Below are 19,554 nucleotides of genomic sequence, written 5' to 3'. Positions count from 1 at the left end.
AAGCACATTGTCTCGTCAGCCACACGCTCGCTGACTTCTCAAACACATGGAGGTTCCCGTGTCCGGAACGGTAATGATGATAACGAACGCGCGCAAGGCGTTTGGCGGCAATGAGGTGCTCAAGGATATCTCGCTCGAGGTAAAGCGTGGCGAGGTCGTGGCGATTATCGGGCCTTCGGGCGGCGGTAAGTCCACGCTGCTGCGCTGTGCCACGCTGCTCGAGACGCTCGATGGTGGCTCGCTCTCGTTTGGCGACCTTGCCGTTGCGACGGATGTGGGTTCGGGCGCGGTCTATGCGAAGGGCGATGTGCCCAAGCAGGCGCGCTCGCGATTCGGCCTGGTGTTCCAAAATTACAACCTGTTCCCGCACTATACGGTGATGAAAAACATCACCGATGCTCCGATTCGCGTGCTCAAGCGCCCGCGCGAGCAGGCGGAGGCGCGTGCGCATGAGTTGATCGCGCAGATGGGGCTTACGGGCAACGAGAACAAGGTGCCGTGTGAGCTTTCGGGCGGTCAGCAGCAGCGCGTGAGTATTGCCCGCGCCCTGGCACTCGACCCGGAAATCTTATTCTTTGACGAGCCGACTTCGGCGCTCGATCCCGAGCTGACGGCCGAGGTGCTGCGTGTCATTAAGGACCTGGCGGCGCAGAATATGACGATGGTAATCGTGACCCACGCAATGCAGTTTGCGCGCGATGTTGCCGACCGCGTGGTCTTTATGGACGGCGGTCGCATTGTCGAGGAGGGACCTGCCGAGCAGGTTATCGACCATCCGCGCGAGCAGCGCACGCGTGAGTTCTTGAGCCGTATCGAGGGATAGACTCAGGTATTTACTCAACTATTAATTGAGGCAATTGAGGCGAAGCCGCCACAGGTCTTACGGTCTGTGGCGGCTTTTTGTTTACATCGACGGGGTTCAATAATTGCCTCACAAGCTTGTCTCTTCCTCTCGCCGCCTGTATTCATACGTGTGCCGAAAGGTGTGCATGGACGGTCGCCCGTGAGGGTAGGGTGGTGGCATAGGACATTTGGAGGGTGAGTCGGCTCGGCTGCCGACCATGCTGCTCCCGGGATGGCACCGACCGCGAACTCTCCCCGTTGGCGTCGCGCATTGCGCGCGGCCCTGCAAGGAGGTCATCATGGGTGCTCCCAAGACCGGTAACGTAAGGAACGTGGTGCTCGTAGGCCAAGGCGGGGTGGGCAAGACTTCACTCGCCGAGGCCATGCTCCACCTTTCCGGCAAGACCGCCCGCCTGGGCGGCCACGACGGCACCAAGCCCACGCTCGACTATGACCCTGAAGAGGTCAAGCGTGCATTTTCCATCTCGACGACCATCGCGCCGATCGACTGGAAGGGCGCGCGCATCAATGTGCTTGATGCCCCGTGCTACCCCGATTTTATCGGCGACGCCTTTGCCGCGATGAGCGTCTGCGAGACGGCTCTGTTTGTGGTCGACGCCGAGGCCGGCCCACAGCCTACGACGGTTAAGCTCTGGTATGCCGCCGAGGACCTGCGTCTGGCGCGTGCGGTGTTCGTAAACCGCCTGTCGCGCTCCGAGGCCAGCTTTGCGACCACGATGGACCTGCTGCAAGAGCGCTTTGGCACGCGCCTGGGCGCCGTGACCCTTCCCTGGGGCGAGGGCGAGGACTTTGACGGCATTATCGACCTGGTGCGCATGAAGGCGCGCCACTGCAACGGCACCGAAGCCGTTGAGTCGGAGATTCCCGAGGAGTATCGTGCCCAGGCCGAGGAAGCCCATGACCATCTGTGCGAGTTGGTGGCCGAGGCCGACGATGAGCTGATGATGAAGTACCTGGAAGGCGAGGAGACGCTGACGCAGGAGGAGCTTGAAGGCTTGCTGTCGAAGGCGATTGCCGAGCGCATCTTTGTGCCGGTCTTTGCGGGCGATTGCATTAAGGAGCAGGGCGTCAACTCGCTGATGGACGACATCGCGACGTACTTCCCGGCGCCGACCGACTACGGCGAGATGCCGCTTATCGACGGCGATTCGCTTAAGATCTCGAGTGACGATGATCGTCCGGTGGCGTTTGTGTTTAAGACGCTGGCCGATCCGCAGCAGGGTCGCATCAGCTTTATCAAGGTGCTGACGGGCACGCTTGAGCCGGGCCTTGAGCTGATCAACGCGCGTACCCGCAAGAGCGATCGTCTGGCCCACCTGTATGTGATGTGCGGCCGCGATATGACCGAGGTTGGCCACGCTTATGCCGGTGACATCATCGTGGCACCCAAGCTGGCGGCCGAGACGGGCGATACGCTCTCGATTACCGGCAAGGTCGAGGCTGCGGCGTTTAAGTTCCCCAACTCGCAGTACCGCATTGCCATCGAGGCCGAGAACCGCGGGGACGAAGAGAAGCTCTACACGTTTATCGAGAAGGCCTGCAAGGCTGATCCGACCATGAGCATCGACCGCGACGAGGAGACTGGCCAGACCATTATCTCCGCCGTTGGCGAGGCGCAGGTTTCGGTGCTACTCAACCGTCTGGAGGATCGCACCAAGGTTGCTGCCAAGAGTGTGCCGATCCGCATTCCGTATCGCGAGACCATTCGCCGTACGGCAAGTGCCCAGGGCCGCCATAAGAAGCAGACCGGCGGCGCCGGTCAGTACGGCGACTGCTGGCTGCGCGTGGAGCCGCTCATTGGGCCCGACGGCACGAGCGATGGCTATGAGTTCGTGGACGAGGTCGTGGGCGGCCGCATTCCGCGCTCGCTGATTCCCGCCGTGGACAAGGGCGTCCAGGAGACCATGAAGGACGGCATCATTGCCGGCTATCCGCTCACGGGCATTCGCGTGGCTGTGTACGACGGCTCGTATCACAGCGTCGACTCCAACGAGATGGCGTTCCGCGCGGCGGCTCGCATCGGCCTGCGCAAGGCATGCGCCGATGCCGACCCGGTGGTGCTGGAGCCCATCGAGGAAATCACGGTGACAATCCCCGAGAGCTACGCCGGTGCCGTGATGGGTGACATCTCGGCCTCGCGCGGTCGCGTGACGGGTATGGAGACCGATGAGCGCGGCGACACCGTGGTCATTGCCCAGGCCCCGCTGGCCGAGCTGACGGATTATTCGACGCGCCTGCGCTCTATCACGCGCGGCACGGGCGACTTTACCATGAAGCCCGCGGGCTATGAGCAGGTGCCCTATGACGTTCAGGCCAAGCTGGTCGAGCGCTATGAGGAGGGCCGCGCCAAGTAACGTGTGGTTTTGTCTGCAATGTAGGTGCTGACGAAAAGGCCGCCCTGGGCAACCGGGGCGGCCTTATTTGATCCTTTGGGGACGGAGGAAAACGGATCAATTTAGGTTTTGGGGCAGCTTGGTCGGCCCTAGTCTCCCGAGGTCTGATTGCGGCCGGTGGCGTAGTCGATCTGCACATGCGGCTGCAGGTTGTAGCAGTATACGTGGAAGCAGAGGGTCTTGCCGTGGTCCTCGACCGATTGCGCCTCAAGGCGCACGCCGCGGCAGACAAGTTCCTCTTCGTTATACATGGGCGTGACGCGGTAGAGCACGTGGTTGCCCGTTTCGCGGATGTAGTCGAGAATCTGCTCCTCAAACGGTAGCATGCCCGTCTCGTTGAGATAGCGCGTGCCGGTGAGGAGATTCTTGCGGTTGGCGTTTTCGCCGCAGAGCGACCAGGCGATAAGGTGGCAGCGGTTGTAGAGGCTCTGGCCCGGAATAAAGTCGTAGCGCTGCTGATGCCATCCGGCGGGATGGATGCGCGAGATATCGCCGCGCTTGCCTTGACCGAGCGATTCGGGGCCCACGCAGGCGAGCGCTTTGCGAGTGCGGCCCAGGCTGTCGAGCTTGGAGAACTTCTTAAAGCAGCCCTCTTCGGTGGCGCGATCGTATTCATCGAGTGTGAATGACGGCGTGCCGAGCGGGTGCGTGCTGTCGGCGCGAAGGGCAACGTAGGGGTTGCCGGCATAGTCGGGAATGCTGCTGAGATAAACACCGCGGGCGCGGTTGAGGTCGGGGTTTTCGACCTCGTCGATGGGGGTGGCGGCACTATCCGCGGAGGCAACGTTGCCGTTGGTGTTGGTCGCGGTGGATTCGGAGCCATCGCCAGAGTCTTGGCTATTTTGAGAGTCCGAGGAGCTTGCTGTTCCCGATTCGAGCCGGGCAACCAGGTCTGCCTCGTCGTCGGTGCGGCTGGGACTCTCGTTTTGTTTTTCGGCCAGAGCCGTCGCCTGCTCATCGCTTTGCGGCGACAACAACTTGGGCGCTCCGTCGAGCGACCCTGTGAACAACGCAAACCCCAGCACCACGGCGGTGCCGATGGAAAGTACTTGCTTGTAGGCGGACTTGCGCGACATTGCGGCTCCTGGATGGACGGTTGGGAATCTACCAGTCTAGCAGGAGCCGGCAGGGGCCGTTCTGTCGAACAAATACTCAAGATTTGGGATAGACGTTACTGATTCATTTGCCTCATATGGAGCTGCGGCGGTTGTGTACATGGAATCAGTCGGCGTTTCCCCAGATAAAACCTGCCAAAATAAGCCTGTCCCTTTTTGGTAGGTTAATCGTGAGCTATTTCACCGCAACTTAGGGCACGGTTAGGATGTGTGCACTTTAAAGAGAAGAACCCATGAGTAGAGAGGTCGCGCTCGTCTCTCTAAATGTCTCTATAAAGAGAAAGTCAGTTAAAGAGATAACATTGGGCAATCTAGCAGTGAATTCGATACATCTCTCTAAATATCTCTCTAAAAGAAGGTGCTCATCTCTCTAAAGTTAGAGAGATATACTAAGCTTTAGAGAGATAAATCTATTGTTTTAGAGAGACGGAATGCCAATGCTGTTGGATGAACCTCTTGGCCTTATCGTTGAGCGCCTTCGCAGGCGGGGGACCGATGACGCATCGGTAGAAGTTAAAGCCTGCACGAATAAATTGAGTGCAGACGTATGGGAGACAGTGAGTGCTTTTGCGAACACTGCGGGCGGGCTCATTATTTTGGGCCTGAACGAAGCCGAAGGATTTGTTCCTTCTGCCAACTTTGCTATCGACAGGGTGCGCGACCAGTTTGTTTCGGGTATCGGAGACGGAGGCTCAGCGGCGGTGGTGACCCATGCGCCGCGGTATGAGCTTGATCGAGGCGAGGTCGACGGGCTCCAGGTACTTCTGGTGCGCATCTTTGAACTTGAGCTCAAAGCGAAGCCATGCTATATCGGCGCGCGCGGCGTGCAGAACGGTAGCTACAAGCGCGTGGATGATAAAGATATCAAGATGTCGCCCGCTGAGCTATATGAGCTACAGAGTGCGTTGCTTCCGAGTGATGCAGACGGTACGGTGGTTTCGGAGGCAACAGTCGAGGATTTGGATCCGGATGTCGTGCGGTCCATTATCGCAAATCGCCGGCTGCAGACCCCGCGCGTTTTGCGCGGGGCCGATACGCTGGAAAAGCAGCTGGCCAGACTCAATATCACTACAAAGGATGGGGATGTGAAGCTCGCGGGGCTTCTGTCGGCGGGAATTTACCCCCAGCAGTTCTATCCCAAGCTGATGATCGATGTCGCCGTTCATTCCGATGTGGAAAAATCTGCTCCTGGGCAACCCCGGTTTATTGACCGCCAGTTGTGCGATGGCCCGATTCCGGCTTGCATCGAAGATGCCCTCGCTGCGATCGGACGAAACTTGCGCAAAGCGGCGATAGTGCGAGGCGCTGGTAGAAGGGAAGATTGGGAAGTACCCCAGGAGGTTTTGCGCGAGGCCTTGGCGAATGCCTGCATCCATCGAGAGTATTCGCCCATGTTTGTGGGGCAGGCCGTGAGCGTCGATATCTACCCAGACAGAATAGAGATCAAAAACCCCGGCGGGCTTTGGGGCGGAAAGACGGTGGACAATCTTGCGGACGGGGAATCGCGCTGCCGAAACCCAAAGCTCATGAGTCTGATGGGGGCGACGCCGTTAGAGCATGCTGAGGGGGCTGTTGCGGAAAGTCAGGGATCTGGCATCCCGGCTATGATTCGCGAGATGGAGTCTCGTTCGCTTGGCAGGCCGAAATTTATCGTTAAGGCCGATTCGTTTACGGTGCTGCTTTCCCGGCACGGGGCGGAGCTTGCTGAAAACCGCATGTGGATTCAGGGCCATGTGGACACCGAACTGACGCATCGCGAGGAAACATTACTCATGTTTATGCGGGAGCATGGGTGCGTATGCGATGTTCAAAAAATACGAGAGGCTTTGAAGTGGGATTCGGATGACATTCGCCTGATCTGCGGGGACCTTGTCGATAAACATGTCCTGTCAAAATGTGGCAAAGACGCGTTTGAAATTATCGATATGAGCAGAGAATCGTCAGCTTCGACGGCGGATAGGATCCTGGAGGCTCTCAGCGCCGGAATGGATATGACGGCGCGAGAAATAGCGGTTGCATCGGGGGTCAAGATTTCGTCCGTCCGTTACCATCTGCCAAAAATGGCGGATAAAGGACTCATTGAAGTAATGGGTTCATCGACGAGCCGCAACCGCCGCTATCGGAAGAGGTAGATGCAGCCGAGTTGCCTCTCTAGTGTCTCTCGAAGTTAGATGGATACTAGAGAGGCGGTGGCTCCGCGATATTTCCCCAGATAAAACCTGCCAAAATAAACCTGTCCTCTTTTGATAGGTTAAACGGCGTAACTTAAAGGTTCATGTTGCCGTGGATGTAGGGGGTGACCTCGGGGGAGATATGGTCGCAGCCCAGCTCGCGCAGCGCGGACTCGACAACGGCGGGCAGCGGGGTCTTGCCCTTGTCGTCGACGGCGGCACCGCCGAGGGTGGAAATCTTGGCGACATCTGCGGGTGCGGCCTCGATATGCATGCAGCCGCCGATCAGGCGCGCGCGTACCTGTGCCAGGTCAAGATCGTGCAGGTAATCCTCGCAGGCGCGGATTAAACCGACTTTCTCGCGCGTAAGCTTCTCGCCCGTGGGGACGCGCGTGGCAAGACAGGCTCCCGCCGGCAGGTTCCAAACGGGGTAGCCCCAGGCGCGTAGCAGCTCGCGCTCCTCGTCCTTGGTAAAGCCGACCTCCATAAGCGGCGAGCGCACGCCGAGCTCCTGGGCGGCGCGCATGCCGGGGCGGTAGTCGCCGCGGTCGCTTGCGTTGCTGCCGTCGATGACGGTGGGAAAGCCCAGCGACTTGGCATGGTTGACGATGGCGGTAAAGCCGGCGCGCTTGCAGTGGTAGCAGCGGTTGGCGTCGTTGCAGGCTACCTGGGGGAGCTGCAGCTGATCGACCGAGAGGTTGAGCACGGGGAGCTTAAAATGCGGCCCCTCATCGGCCTGCCCGTCAACCGCCCGCTCAAACGAAGCCTGCTCGGGCGTGCCGATGAGCGGCGTGGTGAGATGGACGAGGAGGGTGTTGGTAGGCATGATGCGGGCGCATACGGCGGCCAAAAAGCTGCTGTCAACGCCGCCGGAAAACCCGATAGCCACGCGCCCGTATGCCAAAAGCAGCTGTTCGAGCGCCGATAGCTTGTCTTGAAGCTCCTCTGCGGGTGCCGTGGTGTCTAAAATCATGAAACGATCCTTATCGTTGAGTACTCGATCGAAAACTATAATCCTAATGCGTTACTTGCCATAAGACTTCTATCTATGTAACGAAAGTGCAATATGCTATATACGTTATATACAAGTTTGTAAAGTGCGGTAGAGTGGCAGTAATGCAATCCGGTGAGGGGACCGATATGATCAAGGCTGTTATTTTTGACATGGACGGAACGCTGGTCGATACCGAGCGTTTGGGCGTCAAGGCATGGAAAGCGGGCGCTGCTGAGCTGGGGGTCGCGATTGATGAAGCGCTGATCCATCAGTTTATCGGCCGCACGCTGCCCGATGTTATGGACATCCTTGATAAGCATTACGGCAGCCATGAAACCACCGAGGCGACCTATCGTCGCCACAAGGAGATTCGCGACGAGATGGTCAAGACCGAACTGGAACTTAAGGCCGGCGCCGCCGAGTGCATAGACGAGCTGCTGGCTGCGGGCTATCACGTGGGCCTGGCGACGTCGTCGCGCCTCGTTACGGCCGAGCGCAACCTTAAGATGGTTGGTCTTTTTGACAAGTTTGAAACGGTGACCTGCGGCGAGGACGTCGTGCACGGCAAGCCCGACCCCGAGATGTATCTGCTTGCCTGCGAGCGCTCGGGCTTTGCTCCCGAGGAGTGCGCCGTGGTCGAGGATTCTCGCAACGGCTGCGTCTCGGGCATTACGGCCGGCTGCCATGTCTTTGCCGTCCCCGATATCGTGCCGCTGCCGCAGGACGTGGTGGATGGCTGCGAGGCCGTGCTCGATACGTTGTTCGACCTGGCGGCGGCAGTCAAGGCCGTGCGCTAGCGTTTGCACGCGAGTCGCCATGTCCCGCGCCCGAGCTCGCAGGACGGTGGCGGCAACGGCGCCTGCGTGGAGGCGCTGACGCAGTCAGCCCCTCTTATCACGCCAAGATTGCTGTTTTGGCCGATAAGAGGGGCATTGTGCTTTAGGCGACTGGGGCTGCGGCCTTGGTAAGGAGCTGGCGGAGGGTTATGACGTTACAAGTTACTCCAGGAGCCAGTCGATCACGTTGCGCTTGCGGACTCCTTCGTAGTTCGCGTCCGCAAACAGCGTGTCGAGCGTAAGAAGCGTCTTGGGGTAGTTGTCTCGGACTTTCTTAAAGGGGGCCAACTCTCGATTGAGGGTAGTTTCGTCGAGCGTTGTGGCTGAAACCTGAAAATAGGCTGTCTCGTCTGAGTTTAGGGCAACAAAATCGATTTCCCCGCCGTCGATATCGCCCACGTAGACGTCGTATCCACGGCGTAGGAGCTCGAGATAAACAACATTTTCGAGGATATGACCGATATCGCTGCTTTGGGTTTTGACGAGAGCGCCTCTAAGTCCAAGGTCAACGGCGTAGTATTTGCCGTTTGTTGAAAGAAGCTGCCGACCGCGCACGTTATAGCGCGGAGCAAAGTACAACACAAGGCTGTCTGTTAAGCCTTTGAGGTACTTGGCTACGGTTTTCTGGTCGGTTTTGTTGCCGTTGGACGAGAGCGTGTCGGAGATTTTTTTAATCGAGATCCGGTTTCCAATGCTATGGAGTAGGAACTTGGTGATATCGCGCAGGGTCGGGACGTCCGAGACCTTCAGGCGTTCGATAACGTCGCGTATGACGATGGTATCGTAGAGGCTCATAAGATAATCGCGCGCCTGGGGTCCCTGAATACCCGTCTCGGCGATAAAGGGAAAAGAGCCCCGGGTGATGTACTCGTCAAACAACTGCGCGGGAGCCTTTCCGTCATTGGTTTTTGCCGAGCAAAACTCTTTAAAGGATAGGGGCAGTATCTTGAGCTCTACGTAGCGGCCGGAGAGCAAAGTTGCCAGCTCGCTCGAGAGCAGATAAGCGTTGGAACCGGTTATGTAGAGGTCGACATTGTCCTTGATAAAAAGACTGTCGACGGCTTTTTCGAAATGCTCGACGTGCTGTATCTCGTCCAGAAAAACGTAGTTCATCTTATCGGGGACGAGTCTGGCGGAAATGTAGTCGTAGAGTGCTCTATACGACGTAAGCGACTCGAACTCCAGGTCTTCAAAGTTGAGGGATATAACCTGGTCGCCTGTGATTCCATGATCGCGCAGGTAGCTACGGTAGATTTCGAATAGCTTTGATTTGCCGGACCTTCGCACGCCCGAAACGACCTTGATGACGTGCGAGTCTTTCCACGAAATGAGCCAGTCGAGGTACTGTTTGCGATCAATCAGATTCATGAAACCCCTTTCTTGGCGAGAAAAAACTGGAGCAAAATCAATACTTATAGGAAATATCTAAAAATATGGAATTGAATCTATTTTAACAAAAGAGTTAATGAAAAATGGATTACATTCCATAAATATCCGTAGCCGCAGGTCCGGCTAAACGGGGAGGGAACATGGGGCCAGCAAAACGCCGCAGCGGGACTGTTCCCGTTGCGGCGTTTTTTGTTACAGGTAGGCGCCCAGGTTGATGTCGGTTATTGGGGCCGCGGATGGGCCCGTCGGGTGCTGCTCGGCCTTTTGGGTGCTCACACGTTCGAGCAAGAAGGGGCGCACGAGCTCCTGACGGTTAATGTCCTCGGCGGCCGTGGCCGTGGTGACGGTGCGCGCGGCGGAGCCGATGCGGACTCGTTTGGTCTTGGCGGCAGGCTTATCCTCGATCTGCTCCATGAGCAGCTGAACGCCCTTGCGGCCAATCTCGTAGCCTGGGGGTGCTACCGTGGTGAGCGGGACCGATCCGCTCCAAGCGAGCGGGTTGCCGTCGCAGCCGGCCACGCGGACCTGGCCGGGGACGGAAATGCCTTTGTCGGTCAGCGCCGAGATAACGCCCGAGGCCAATACGTCGGTCAGGCCGATGACAAAATCGGGGCGCTCGTCAGCAGGGCGTTCGGCAATCTGGGTACCGATGCTGTAGCCGTCGGCTGCGGTATTCCACTCCCCGGCATCGATGACCTCAATTTTGATATCAGGATGCAGGGCAAGTGCCTTGTGGATGCCAAGGACGCGCAGGCCGAGCTGCATAAATGCCGCTCGGCCCACAACGGTGATATGGCGTGCGCCGCGGGCGATGGCGAGCTCGGCGATAATACGCCCCTGTGCCTCGTTGTCGGCGGCCACGTAGTAACCGGGCTCGGAGCAATGGATGTCCAGATAGACGATCGGCACGGGCATCTTGGTCATAGCGGGGTGCCAGTCGGGGGACGCCATGGGCTGAACCATGACGCCGGACATCTGCGTGCCCATAAAATAGCGCAGGTAATGATCCTCGAGAATATCGTCGTTATCGGCATTGGCGATGAGCAGATCGTAGCCGTGCTTGCGGGCCTCGTTGTGGGCGCCGCTGGCGATTTGGAGCGAAAAGCCGTGGTCGAGACGGGGGAGCACCAGGCCAAAGGACTTGGTGGCGCCGCCCGCGAGCTGACGAGCGCTTTGGTTGGGCAGGTAGCCCAGGCGATTGATGGTCTCGTTGATGAGCCTGAGGGTCTCGGGGCGCAACTTCTCGGGATGGTTGAGCGCGTTGGAAACCGTGCCAAGCGAAACCCCGGCCTCGCGCGCGACGTCGCTGATTTTAACCTTTGCCATAGCGGCCCCTTTGATGCGTTTCAAGTACAAGCCAGATTGTAGCATCCTAAACCAACCAAAAAGTGACAGGTTTATTTTGGCAGGTTTTATCTGGGGAAACGCCGTTGCCAGCGCGACCACCACAAAGGGGGCAGGCACCTTTGTGGTGGCTTGAGCTACCCGGGCCTTCAATTGTCTCGATCTGTAACATCTGGACGGCAAAACCAGCTCTACCTGTTACAGATCGAGACATAGTGCTGGGATCGAACCGTACTGTCTCGATCTGTAACACTAAGCCGGCTTATTACGGCCCAGATGTTACAGATCGAGATCTTTCGCCGGGATAGGCCGCCGCCCCGGTCCAAACCACCACAAAGGTGCCTGTCCCCTTCGTGGTGGTTTGGACCGGCTGGGCATGTGTGCATCGGGTGGTATCTAAGTTGAGATACCACTTCTGGTATATCAGCTTGCGCTTGCGTGAGTACAATACTCGAACGTTATACGTCTCAGCGCCCCCTGTGCGTGGACGTCTTGCAGTCACGCGAACGAAGGGATTTATCCTATGTGCGGAATCGTCGGCTACACCGGCTCTGATATTGCAAAGAACATCCTGGTCACGGGCCTCAAGCGCATGGAGTATCGCGGCTATGACTCCTCGGGTGTTGCGCTCGAGGTGGGCGAGGGCGCCGCGGCGCACCTCGACGTCATTCGCCGCGTGGGCAAGGTCGCGGGCCTGGAGAGCGAGCTTTCCAACATCGACAGCGACGCTACCTGCGGTATCGGTCACACCCGTTGGGCCACCCACGGCAAGCCCTCGGTCGTCAACGCCCATCCCCACACCAGCTGCGACGGTCGTATCGCCATCGTCCACAACGGCATCATCGAGAACTTCGCTGAGCTGCGCGAAGAGCTGGAGGGCCGCGGCCACCACTTTAAGAGCGAGACCGATACCGAGGTCTTCGCGCATCTGATCGAAGAGGCTTATGCCGAGACGCACGACCTGATGGCCTCCGTGCGCGAGGCTTGCACCCACGTGGTCGGTGCCTATGGTCTGGCCGCCGTATGCGCTGACGAGCCCGGCGTGATCGCCGTGGCCCGCAAGGATTCCCCGATTGTGGTCGGCGCAGGCGAGACCGGCGCCTATGTCGCCTCCGACGTCATTGCACTCATCGACGCCACCCGCGATGTCGTGGTGCTCGAGGACGGTCAGTTTGCCAAGCTCACGCCCGCAGGCGTCGAGTACACCGACGAGGCCGGTAACGCTATCGAGCCCAAGGTCACCCACATCGACTGGGACCTGGACATGGCAGAAAAGGGCGGTTATCCCGACTTTATGCTCAAGGAAATCCACGAGCAGCCGCGCGTCGTGCGCGACACGCTGGTTGGCCGTATGACGCCTGCCGGCGAGCTCGACATCGATGAGCTGGGCCTTTCGCTCGAGGAGCTCAACGACATCGACCGCGTCTACGTGATCGCTTGCGGCACCAGCTATCACGCTGGCCTCATTGCTAAGAATCTCATTGAGGGCTGGGCTCGCATCCCCACCGAGGTTGAGGCGGCCAGCGAGTTCCGCTACCGCAACCCCATCATTACGCCGACGACGCTTGTTGTGGCCGTGTCCCAGTCGGGCGAGACGGCCGATACCCTTGCCGCCATTCGCGACGCGCGCATCAAGGGCGCCAAGGTCTTCGGCATCACCAACGTGGTGGGCAGCCCCGTGGCGCGCGAGAGCGATGGCGTCATCTACACCAAGGCCAACAAGGAGATCGCGGTCGCCTCGACCAAGAGCTTCATCGGCCAGGTCGTGAGCCTGACGCTGCTGGCTTTGCTGTTGGCGCAGGTTAAGTACCGTCTGACCACCAAGCAGGCGCGCATGCTGTTCCGCGAGCTTTCCGATACGGCCGAGCAGATCCAGTGGATTTTGGATACCCAGACCGAGGCCGTGCATGAGGCCGCCCTGCTGTGCAAGGACGCGCAGTCGTCGCTGTTCGTGGGCCGTGGCATGGGTGCCGCTATTTCCTACGAGGGTGCGCTCAAGCTCAAGGAGGTCAGCTACCTGCACGCCGAGGCCTACGCCGCCGGTGAGATGAAGCACGGCCCCATCGCCCTGATCGACCTGGGCTTCCCCGTCATCGCCGTGGCCACCAAGAGCGCCACCTACGACAAGACCGTGTCGAACCTTATGGAGTGCAAGGCGCGCGGCGCCAAGGTCATCGTCGTTGCCACCGAGGGCGACGAGGAGATCAACAAGATCGCCGACTGCATCATCCGCGTGCCAGCAGTCCGCGACGTGTTCAGCCCCATCACGGCGAGCGTCCCGCTGCAGCTGCTCGCCCGCGAGGTCGCCATCCTGCGCGGCTGCGACGTCGACCAACCCCGAAACCTGGCAAAGAGTGTCACAGTCGAGTAGCGGATGTTCCGCCGTTCTAACGACCAAGGCCCGGCTCCGCGTCAGACGGAGCCGGGCCTTTTTGTACGGAGAAACCACCACAAAGGTGCCTGTCCCCTTTGTGGTGGTTTTGGCAGGTTAGCGGAGCTTGCTGGTCTCGAAGTACTCGGGGAACTGGTCCAGGACCTCGGTTTGGTTGCGGAACATCATGTGCAGGTGCTTGCTGACCAAAAAGCTCGCTTCGATGGGGTCGCGACCGGCGATAGCGCGGCGAATCTGCTTGTGCTCGTTCACGATGTCCTGATTGTCGAGAACCTGCGTGGCAGCGCGCAGCCAGCGGAAGCGCTCCAGGTCGGCATTGGTCTCCTCGAGCCACGACCACACGGTGCTGCGACATGCGATGCTAAAAATCATGTGATGCATGAGGTTGTCGCTTAAAAAGAAGCCGATGCGATCCTCTTCGGCCATGGCCTTTTCCTGCAACGCGATGGCCCGGTCGAGCTGCTCGACGCCTGCCGAGGTGGCGCGCGCGCAGCACTCTACAATCACCTGTTTTTCCAGGTGCTCGCGGATGTAACAGGCACTCTCGGCAAGGGTGAGGTTGATGGGTGAGACGTAGGTGCCGCTTTGGGGCACGGTACGCACCAGGCCCTCTTGCGCCAGACGCACCAGCGCCTCGCGCACAGGGGTTCGCCCCATATCCAGGTCGTCGCAAAGCTGCTTTACGCCCAGCTTTTCGCCCGGCTTGTAGTCCAGGTAGACGATTTTGCGTCGAATGGTGTGGTAGGACTGGTCCTGTAGGCTCGTTTCCTGCTCGCCGACGTGCATCGATTCTTCCATAGTGCCTCGCAACCGTTCTATCACACTGATATGTCAGCTGTTAATTATGACGCGAATCAGCTCTCCGCGGTGGGTAATTCGACTGTTGCCCGAGAACTATTGCGGCGCCTTAGTCTGTGTTTGCACACGGCTGTGCTCAATGTTGCCGTATCATAAGCCGTTGCAAACGTGAAATAGAAAGAAGGAATCCCATATGCAACTGGCGAATATCGTACGCGAGCGCTGGAAGGGCGTCTTGTTCTGCCTGATCGTCGCCATCCCCGCGACGTTGCTCGGCAAACAGATTGAGGTGGTTGGCGGGCCGGTGTTTGCCATCCTCTTTGGCATGGTCCTGGCGCTCGTCTTTCCCAAGAATCGTCGCGAACAGCTCGCCGCTGGTGTCACCTATACGTCTAAAAAAGTCTTGCAGTACGCGGTAATCCTGCTTGGCTTTGGCATGAACCTCTCGCAGATTCTGTCCAAAGGCGCTCAGTCGCTGCCGATTATCGTGGCGACGATCTCGACCTCGCTTGTCATCGCCTTCGTGCTTTGCCGCGTCATGAACGTGCCGAGCAAGATCGCGACGCTTGTGGGTGTGGGTTCGTCGATTTGCGGCGGTTCTGCCATCGCCGCGACCGCGCCCGTCATCGATGCCGACGATCGTGAGATTGCCCAGGCTATTTCGGTCATCTTCCTGTTTAACGTTATCGCGGCGCTCGTGTTTCCGACGCTCGGCGGCATGCTCGGGCTGACCAACGAGGGCTTTGGCCTGTTTGCCGGCACCGCCATCAACGACACCTCGTCGGTAACGGCTGCGGCGAGCGCCTGGGACAGTATGCATCCCGGCGCCAATGTGCTCGAAAGCGCCACAGTGGTCAAGCTCACCAGAACGCTGGCCATTATTCCCATCACGTTGGCTCTCGCATGCTGGCAGATGCATCTGGCGCGCAAGGCCGGCGGCGACGCCAAAAGCACGTTCTCGCTTAAACGCGCGTTTCCCATGTTCGTGCTGTTCTTTGTGCTGGCGAGTGTAATCACCACGGTGCTTCAGCTTCCCGCGTCCATTACGGCGCCCATCAAGGAGCTGTCGAAGTTCTTTATTGTGATGGCCATGGCGGCCATTGGCTTTAATACCGATATCGTCGAGCTGGTCAAAAAGGGCGGTAAGCCCATCGCATTGGGCTTTTGCTGCTGGATTGGCATTGCGTGCATGAGTTTGGGAATGCAGCACATGCTGGGAATCTGGTAGAGAAGTAGCTTATTTGCGTGCTGCATGTTGGTGAGCGCATGCCTGCGGTGGAGCGATAGGAGCTCTTGCGGGTATGGCTTGTCCGCAGGTTTATAGGTCCCGAAGAGCTCTTATCGCCCCGCCAGGATGGCGATGCGGGGCAACTCATATACTCGCAGGACGGCGACTTCTGCCCTATAGTGTTTGGTGAGCAATATCGTTCAATTTTGAAACACTCGCCCGCGCGGCCGTCGGTGGCGGCGTGGCGTCGAGGACGGGGCGCAATATGAACAGTGACGCCAAGCTACAAATCTTGATCGAGGCCTTGGCCGCTGCCGGGGCCTCGGCGTTGGCAATCGATGGGCATGGACACGTGGCGATTTCGACCATGGATGATGTCGCGCTCGAGCGAGATGTCGCGGCATTTGTCGCCGAGCGCCTGGGGCGCGTGGGTAACGACACGCGCCTGGTGATGGGGCATGCGGGAGGGCGCTTGAGCCTCACGGTGCGTCCGGTCGCCAAGGAAGACGGCACGCTTTGGGTGGTCGTGGTCCGCGAGGTGCGCGGTGTGGCGGCACACGCGGGCATTGAGTGGCTTAACGCAGATGAGGTCGAGGCGCGCTACGAGGCAAGCGCGTACGGCATTGTCGAGGGTGCCGCTGCGGTCGCTGCCCCCGTCTGCGAAAGCTATGCCCGCGGTGTGCCCCTCATGCTGGAGGGCGAGCTGGGTGCTGGCCAGGCAGAGATTGCAAAACGCCTCTATCTGGATGGGCCTTATGCTGACGAACCCTTTGTGTCCGTGGCGCTTGACGAACTCACAGATCGCGGCTGGCGCCATCTGCTCAAAAGCTCGGAATCGCCGCTGTTCCAGGCAAGGCTGACCCTTTGTATTGGCGGCTGGCATGCACTTTCGCCGCAGCGTCTGCGCGAGCTTGTCTCTACGATGACCGACACGGCGCTGGCCGCGCGTTGCCATGTGGTTCTGACGGCAAACGATATGCCGGGCGGTGGCGAAAGCGATCAGGCCACTTTTGTAACCGAGCGCTTGGCGTGCGCAGTGAGTGTGGCGCCTGCGATTGCCGAGCAGGGTGGCGCATCGAAAAAGGTTGCGCAGTATTTGTCGTATCTGTCAGATGTCTTTGGAACTGCCGCTCCGAGTATGTCTGAGGAGGCTGCCTCGACACTCAACGGCTATCGCTGGCCGCGCAACTATCTGCAGCTTCGCGAGGTCTCGGAACGACTCTATATATTAGTAGGGCCGGGCGTGGCGGAGCGCACGGTGGCGGAGGAGGTGCTCGCCCAGGAAGACGTCATCAAAACCGCAACCTTTGGCACTCCGACGCTCGATAGCGACCTGTATATCCTGCGTCCACTGGCCGATACCGAACGCGACATCGCTCGGCTGGTCGTAGGCTACCTTCAGGGCAACCGGACCCGCGCTGCCGAGGTGCTGGGAATAAGCCGCACGACCCTGTGGCGCTTGCTGAAGGACGACGACCGCTGAGCGAGGCGCTCGTGACCGCATGCAGCGCGTGTGCTACAGTCCAAAGCGGTAATGTTTCGATTGCGTTATGGCGTGCGGGGGCGTATGACGGAGACTTCAAAACCAAATCGGGCTCGAAAGCCCACGGCGCCGGTCAACCGTCGCACGACTTCGCGGACGTGGGGAAAAGCGCCTCAGGCTTCGACGGCTCGTTCAAACGCACTAGATATGGCTATCCTTCGGCAAGCGCTCGCTTGGCCATGCAGGCCGAATCGTCGCTGTGGGGCCGTAAGCGTGTGGTGGGGTCAAAGCTCAAGCACGATGGAACGCTCGGCTTCATTAGCCGTGGTGCTGCTCGCCGTAGCGGCCTCAATCCCGCAGGCTGGCATCGCTATGTGCCGATTGTGGTCGTTGCCGCGATAGTCGCCATCGCGCTCGCGGCGCTTGGTTACGCCGGTGGCGGGGCCGACCTGAGTGCGATGTTCGGGTCTGCTGAGCTCGCGCATGCCGGCACGGAGCTTGTCGAGGGCGCTCAGGCCCAGACGGGCGTGGCGCCTCAGCGCGGCGTTGTTGCCGCTGCCGCAACGATCGCCGATGCCCAAAAGGGCGAGGATGAACAAGGCAGCGAAGCCGAAGCGACCCAGACGAACGAAATGACGACAACCCCATCGGCAAGATAAGTTGCGAGTGGGGTGGCTAATTTGGGACGGGCTTTTTAGCTGCCCAAGTGTCGAATGCCAACAACGGTTCATTCGATGTCAGTCGCCAACAGCGAGCGGGCCGCATTTGTGCCAAGGTGACGTGAAATGAGAGGGCGCTGACCTTTTGGTCGCGCCCTCGAAATTGAACGTCAGATTGGCGTGAATGCGGCTCGCGCAGCGTCAGCGGGGCCGCCGTTCGTTAGAACGGCGGAACTAATTACCTGACGTACACGATGTTGTCGCGGCGGGGTTTGGCCTGGGGAAGCACGTCTTCGGCATAGCCCAGAATGCAGTTGCCCACACCGCGCAGGCTTCCGTCGGCGGGCAGACCCCACTTGGCCAGCAGTTCCAATCCCTCGGGTGAGTCAAAGACCTCGTGTGCTCGGTGGATCCAACACGAATCGACGCCCAGCGCATAGGCAGCGTTGAGCAGGTTGCCCATGGCGAGCGAGCCGTCTTCCAGGTGCGTGGGCACGCTGCGGTCGACGAGTACCACCACAACGGTCTTGGCGCCGTAGAAGGGATCTCCCTCGCTACCCATAACCTGGGCGTTGAGCTGCGAGAGACGCTCGACGGTTGCGGGGTCGGTGACGGCGACGAACGTGACCGGCTGGCGTCCCATGCCGCTCGGCGCATACTGACCGGCTTCGATAATGCGTGCGAGCTTCTCGGCCTCGACAGGGCGATCGCTGTATTTGCGGCAGCTGCGGCGATGGATGAGCGCCTCGATGGTCTCCATGTGTCCTCCTGACGTTGGTTGCGATGCCTCGTTCTTACCCGCCGAACCAAAACCGTAATCGCGCCGTCGACCCCACACAATGCAAGCTACCGAGTGGAAAAGCTGGTTTGCATAAAACTTCAGCCAGAATGTGACAATCCGGTGGGATGATTAAACGTTTTATCCCGTCTACCCTGCGGTTTTTACCATTTGCCTAAATGATGCGCGCATAAGCCCTGATAAAGGTTTTACTAAAGGAGTACCAACGTTTATCAACGCGCCATGGTGGCGCCGGGCCAGGAGGTAACATCATGTTCCAGGCTGGAGATGTCGTCGAGACCGACTTCGAAGGATTTCTGAAGCTGTTGCGTTCCAAGACGCGCGCTTTCGTGTCGATCAACGATCACGAGTACTACATTACGCACACCGATGGCTATTGGCGTGTTCAGGATTGCGAGGCCCTCAACGATAAGGGCCACTTTACTGACTGCTCCGAGCTGGTCAACACGGTCTGCGAGGTCGTCGAGCTGCCTTGGATCTGCGGCAAGAGCCTGCACGACAGCTTCTCGGGCGCCACGGTCTACGAGGCCGTCGCTGCTTAACAGCCAACAATCGATATTCTCTCGCAACCGTCGGCGCCGCCCCGCGCCGGCGGTCTTTTTTGTCGATATGTTATATAGGTCGCACGTCTTGGTTGATTTCCGATCTCAGCCGAACACATTGAGCGAATAGGCCGTTCCCGCAGCTAGCCGAACGCCCCCAAGGTCCCATTCGGGCCCCCGGGTCGGCATTTTCCCAGTTGAAGGAACGGTGGAGATGTGTTTCGATGGGTCCGGTGGCCATGCTCCGCCCGCCGCCCGGCACCTCCTCCCAGACCCAGCCGAACGGTCGGTTCCGTCTATTCCGTTTTTCCCTTTCAGGCTAGGACAGCGGGGCATCGCCCCTCTCTGCGCGCGCCCGCGCGATGAGCCCCGGCGTCAGGTCGAGCCCGTCGACGGGCACGTCCTCGATGCCGTACGCCTCCAGCAGCGCCGCCGCGTCGTCGCCGAGCATCGCCCGGAAGGCGCGGGCGGGCGTCGCGAAGCCGAGCGCGCCGCGGGGCTCGGAGTTCACGTGCGACATCGCCAGCGCAAGGTCGGCCGGGGCCAG

The 19,554-nt window shown here is 59.5% G+C and carries 15 protein-coding genes and 1 pseudogene; 9 read left to right on the top strand and 7 right to left on the bottom strand.

What is annotated here, in order from left to right; all coding sequences use genetic code 11:
* Positions 1 to 73 precede the first annotated feature (73 nt).
* Complete coding sequence (locus DWY51_RS08775; protein WP_199411410.1) at positions 74 to 823, top strand: amino acid ABC transporter ATP-binding protein; 750 nt, start codon at positions 74 to 76, stop codon at positions 821 to 823.
* A gap of 319 nt (positions 824 to 1,142) precedes the next feature.
* A complete protein-coding gene (locus tag DWY51_RS08770) occupies positions 1,143 to 3,218 on the top strand; it encodes a translation factor GTPase family protein (protein WP_117770573.1) in 2,076 nt (691 codons plus the stop codon).
* Positions 3,219 to 3,346: 128 nt separating this feature from the next.
* Here the strand turns inward: DWY51_RS08770 and DWY51_RS08765 are convergent, their stop codons facing one another.
* Positions 3,347 to 4,333: a DNA/RNA non-specific endonuclease gene (locus DWY51_RS08765; protein WP_117770572.1), complete on the bottom strand. Its 987-nt coding sequence runs from the start codon at positions 4,331 to 4,333 to the stop codon at positions 3,347 to 3,349.
* Between the two features lie 470 nt (positions 4,334 to 4,803).
* Here DWY51_RS08765 and DWY51_RS08760 point away from each other — a divergent pair, with 470 nt between their 5' ends.
* A complete protein-coding gene (locus DWY51_RS08760) occupies positions 4,804 to 6,504 on the top strand; it encodes an ATP-binding protein (protein ID WP_117770571.1) in 1,701 nt (566 codons plus the stop codon).
* A 133-nt stretch (positions 6,505 to 6,637) separates the two neighbouring features.
* Here the strand turns inward: DWY51_RS08760 and DWY51_RS08755 are convergent, their stop codons facing one another.
* Entirely contained in the window at positions 6,638 to 7,516 is an 879-nt protein-coding gene (locus tag DWY51_RS08755) for an ATP-dependent sacrificial sulfur transferase LarE (RefSeq protein ID WP_117770570.1), read from the bottom strand.
* 167 nt (positions 7,517 to 7,683) lie between these two features.
* Here DWY51_RS08755 and DWY51_RS08750 point away from each other — a divergent pair, with 167 nt between their 5' ends.
* A complete protein-coding gene (locus tag DWY51_RS08750) occupies positions 7,684 to 8,334 on the top strand; it encodes an HAD family phosphatase (RefSeq protein WP_158556935.1) in 651 nt (216 codons plus the stop codon).
* A gap of 201 nt (positions 8,335 to 8,535) precedes the next feature.
* Here the strand turns inward: DWY51_RS08750 and DWY51_RS08745 are convergent, their stop codons facing one another.
* Entirely contained in the window at positions 8,536 to 9,741 is a 1,206-nt protein-coding gene (locus DWY51_RS08745; protein ID WP_117770568.1) for an ATP-binding protein, read from the bottom strand.
* A 213-nt stretch (positions 9,742 to 9,954) separates the two neighbouring features.
* Positions 9,955 to 11,088 (bottom strand): LacI family DNA-binding transcriptional regulator, encoded by a 1,134-nt coding sequence (locus tag DWY51_RS08740; RefSeq protein WP_233504676.1) that lies wholly within the window; start codon positions 11,086 to 11,088, stop codon positions 9,955 to 9,957.
* 541 nt (positions 11,089 to 11,629) lie between these two features.
* Here DWY51_RS08740 and glmS point away from each other — a divergent pair.
* Positions 11,630 to 13,477, top strand: coding sequence for a glutamine--fructose-6-phosphate transaminase (isomerizing) (gene glmS, locus DWY51_RS08735; RefSeq protein ID WP_117770566.1), 1,848 nt, complete (start codon positions 11,630 to 11,632; stop codon positions 13,475 to 13,477).
* Between the two features lie 117 nt (positions 13,478 to 13,594).
* On the opposite strand, the gene DWY51_RS08730 is transcribed toward glmS, so the two are convergent.
* A complete protein-coding gene (locus tag DWY51_RS08730) occupies positions 13,595 to 14,296 on the bottom strand; it encodes a GntR family transcriptional regulator (RefSeq protein WP_233504675.1) in 702 nt (233 codons plus the stop codon).
* A gap of 193 nt (positions 14,297 to 14,489) precedes the next feature.
* On the opposite strand from DWY51_RS08730, the gene DWY51_RS08725 reads away from it, so the two are divergent.
* From DWY51_RS08725 to DWY51_RS08715, 3 genes are all read left to right on the top strand, one after another.
* On the top strand, positions 14,490 to 15,524 hold the full coding sequence (locus DWY51_RS08725; protein WP_117770564.1) for a YeiH family protein: 1,035 nt from the start codon (positions 14,490 to 14,492) through the stop codon (positions 15,522 to 15,524).
* Between the two features lie 265 nt (positions 15,525 to 15,789).
* Positions 15,790 to 17,007, top strand: a complete 1,218-nt coding sequence (locus tag DWY51_RS08720; RefSeq protein ID WP_117770563.1) for a helix-turn-helix domain-containing protein — start codon at positions 15,790 to 15,792, stop codon at positions 17,005 to 17,007.
* 239 nt (positions 17,008 to 17,246) lie between these two features.
* Entirely contained in the window at positions 17,247 to 17,666 is a 420-nt protein-coding gene (locus DWY51_RS08715) for a hypothetical protein (RefSeq protein WP_118260479.1), read from the top strand.
* Positions 17,667 to 17,904: 238 nt separating this feature from the next.
* Here DWY51_RS08715 and DWY51_RS08710 read toward each other — a convergent pair whose 3' ends face one another.
* Positions 17,905 to 18,426, bottom strand: a complete 522-nt coding sequence (locus DWY51_RS08710; protein ID WP_117635999.1) for a nitroreductase family protein — start codon at positions 18,424 to 18,426, stop codon at positions 17,905 to 17,907.
* Positions 18,427 to 18,716: 290 nt separating this feature from the next.
* Between DWY51_RS08710 and DWY51_RS08705 the strand changes: the two genes are divergently transcribed.
* A complete protein-coding gene (locus DWY51_RS08705) occupies positions 18,717 to 19,007 on the top strand; it encodes a CDP-alcohol phosphatidyltransferase (protein ID WP_118260475.1) in 291 nt (96 codons plus the stop codon).
* Between the two features lie 319 nt (positions 19,008 to 19,326).
* Here DWY51_RS08705 and DWY51_RS08700 read toward each other — a convergent pair.
* Positions 19,327 to 19,554, bottom strand: a pseudogene (locus DWY51_RS08700) (IS30 family transposase); the annotation flags it as partial.

This window comes from Collinsella sp. AF25-2LB, assembly GCF_003458415.1.
Lineage (GTDB): Bacteria > Actinomycetota > Coriobacteriia > Coriobacteriales > Coriobacteriaceae > Collinsella.
Note: the sequence above shows the minus strand (reverse complement) of the source record. Positions and strands in the feature narration are given on the sequence as shown.

Excerpts from the sequence above, each read along its gene's own strand:
- DWY51_RS08775 (WP_199411410.1), top strand. The coding sequence starts at position 74 with ATGATGATAACGAACGCGCGCAAGGCGTTTGGCGGCAATGAGGTGCTC.
- DWY51_RS08770 (WP_117770573.1), top strand. The coding sequence starts at position 1,143 with ATGGGTGCTCCCAAGACCGGTAACGTAAGGAACGTGGTGCTCGTAGGC.
- DWY51_RS08765 (WP_117770572.1), bottom strand. The coding sequence starts at position 4,333 with ATGTCGCGCAAGTCCGCCTACAAGCAAGTACTTTCCATCGGCACCGCC.
- DWY51_RS08760 (WP_117770571.1), top strand. The coding sequence starts at position 4,804 with ATGCCAATGCTGTTGGATGAACCTCTTGGCCTTATCGTTGAGCGCCTT.
- DWY51_RS08755 (WP_117770570.1), bottom strand. The coding sequence starts at position 7,516 with ATGATTTTAGACACCACGGCACCCGCAGAGGAGCTTCAAGACAAGCTA.
- DWY51_RS08750 (WP_158556935.1), top strand. The coding sequence starts at position 7,684 with ATGATCAAGGCTGTTATTTTTGACATGGACGGAACGCTGGTCGATACC.
- DWY51_RS08745 (WP_117770568.1), bottom strand. The coding sequence starts at position 9,741 with ATGAATCTGATTGATCGCAAACAGTACCTCGACTGGCTCATTTCGTGG.
- DWY51_RS08740 (WP_233504676.1), bottom strand. The coding sequence starts at position 11,088 with ATGGCAAAGGTTAAAATCAGCGACGTCGCGCGCGAGGCCGGGGTTTCG.
- glmS (WP_117770566.1), top strand. The coding sequence starts at position 11,630 with ATGTGCGGAATCGTCGGCTACACCGGCTCTGATATTGCAAAGAACATC.
- DWY51_RS08730 (WP_233504675.1), bottom strand. The coding sequence starts at position 14,296 with ATGGAAGAATCGATGCACGTCGGCGAGCAGGAAACGAGCCTACAGGAC.
- DWY51_RS08725 (WP_117770564.1), top strand. The coding sequence starts at position 14,490 with ATGCAACTGGCGAATATCGTACGCGAGCGCTGGAAGGGCGTCTTGTTC.
- DWY51_RS08720 (WP_117770563.1), top strand. The coding sequence starts at position 15,790 with ATGAACAGTGACGCCAAGCTACAAATCTTGATCGAGGCCTTGGCCGCT.
- DWY51_RS08715 (WP_118260479.1), top strand. The coding sequence starts at position 17,247 with ATGCAGGCCGAATCGTCGCTGTGGGGCCGTAAGCGTGTGGTGGGGTCA.
- DWY51_RS08710 (WP_117635999.1), bottom strand. The coding sequence starts at position 18,426 with ATGGAGACCATCGAGGCGCTCATCCATCGCCGCAGCTGCCGCAAATAC.
- DWY51_RS08705 (WP_118260475.1), top strand. The coding sequence starts at position 18,717 with ATGTTCCAGGCTGGAGATGTCGTCGAGACCGACTTCGAAGGATTTCTG.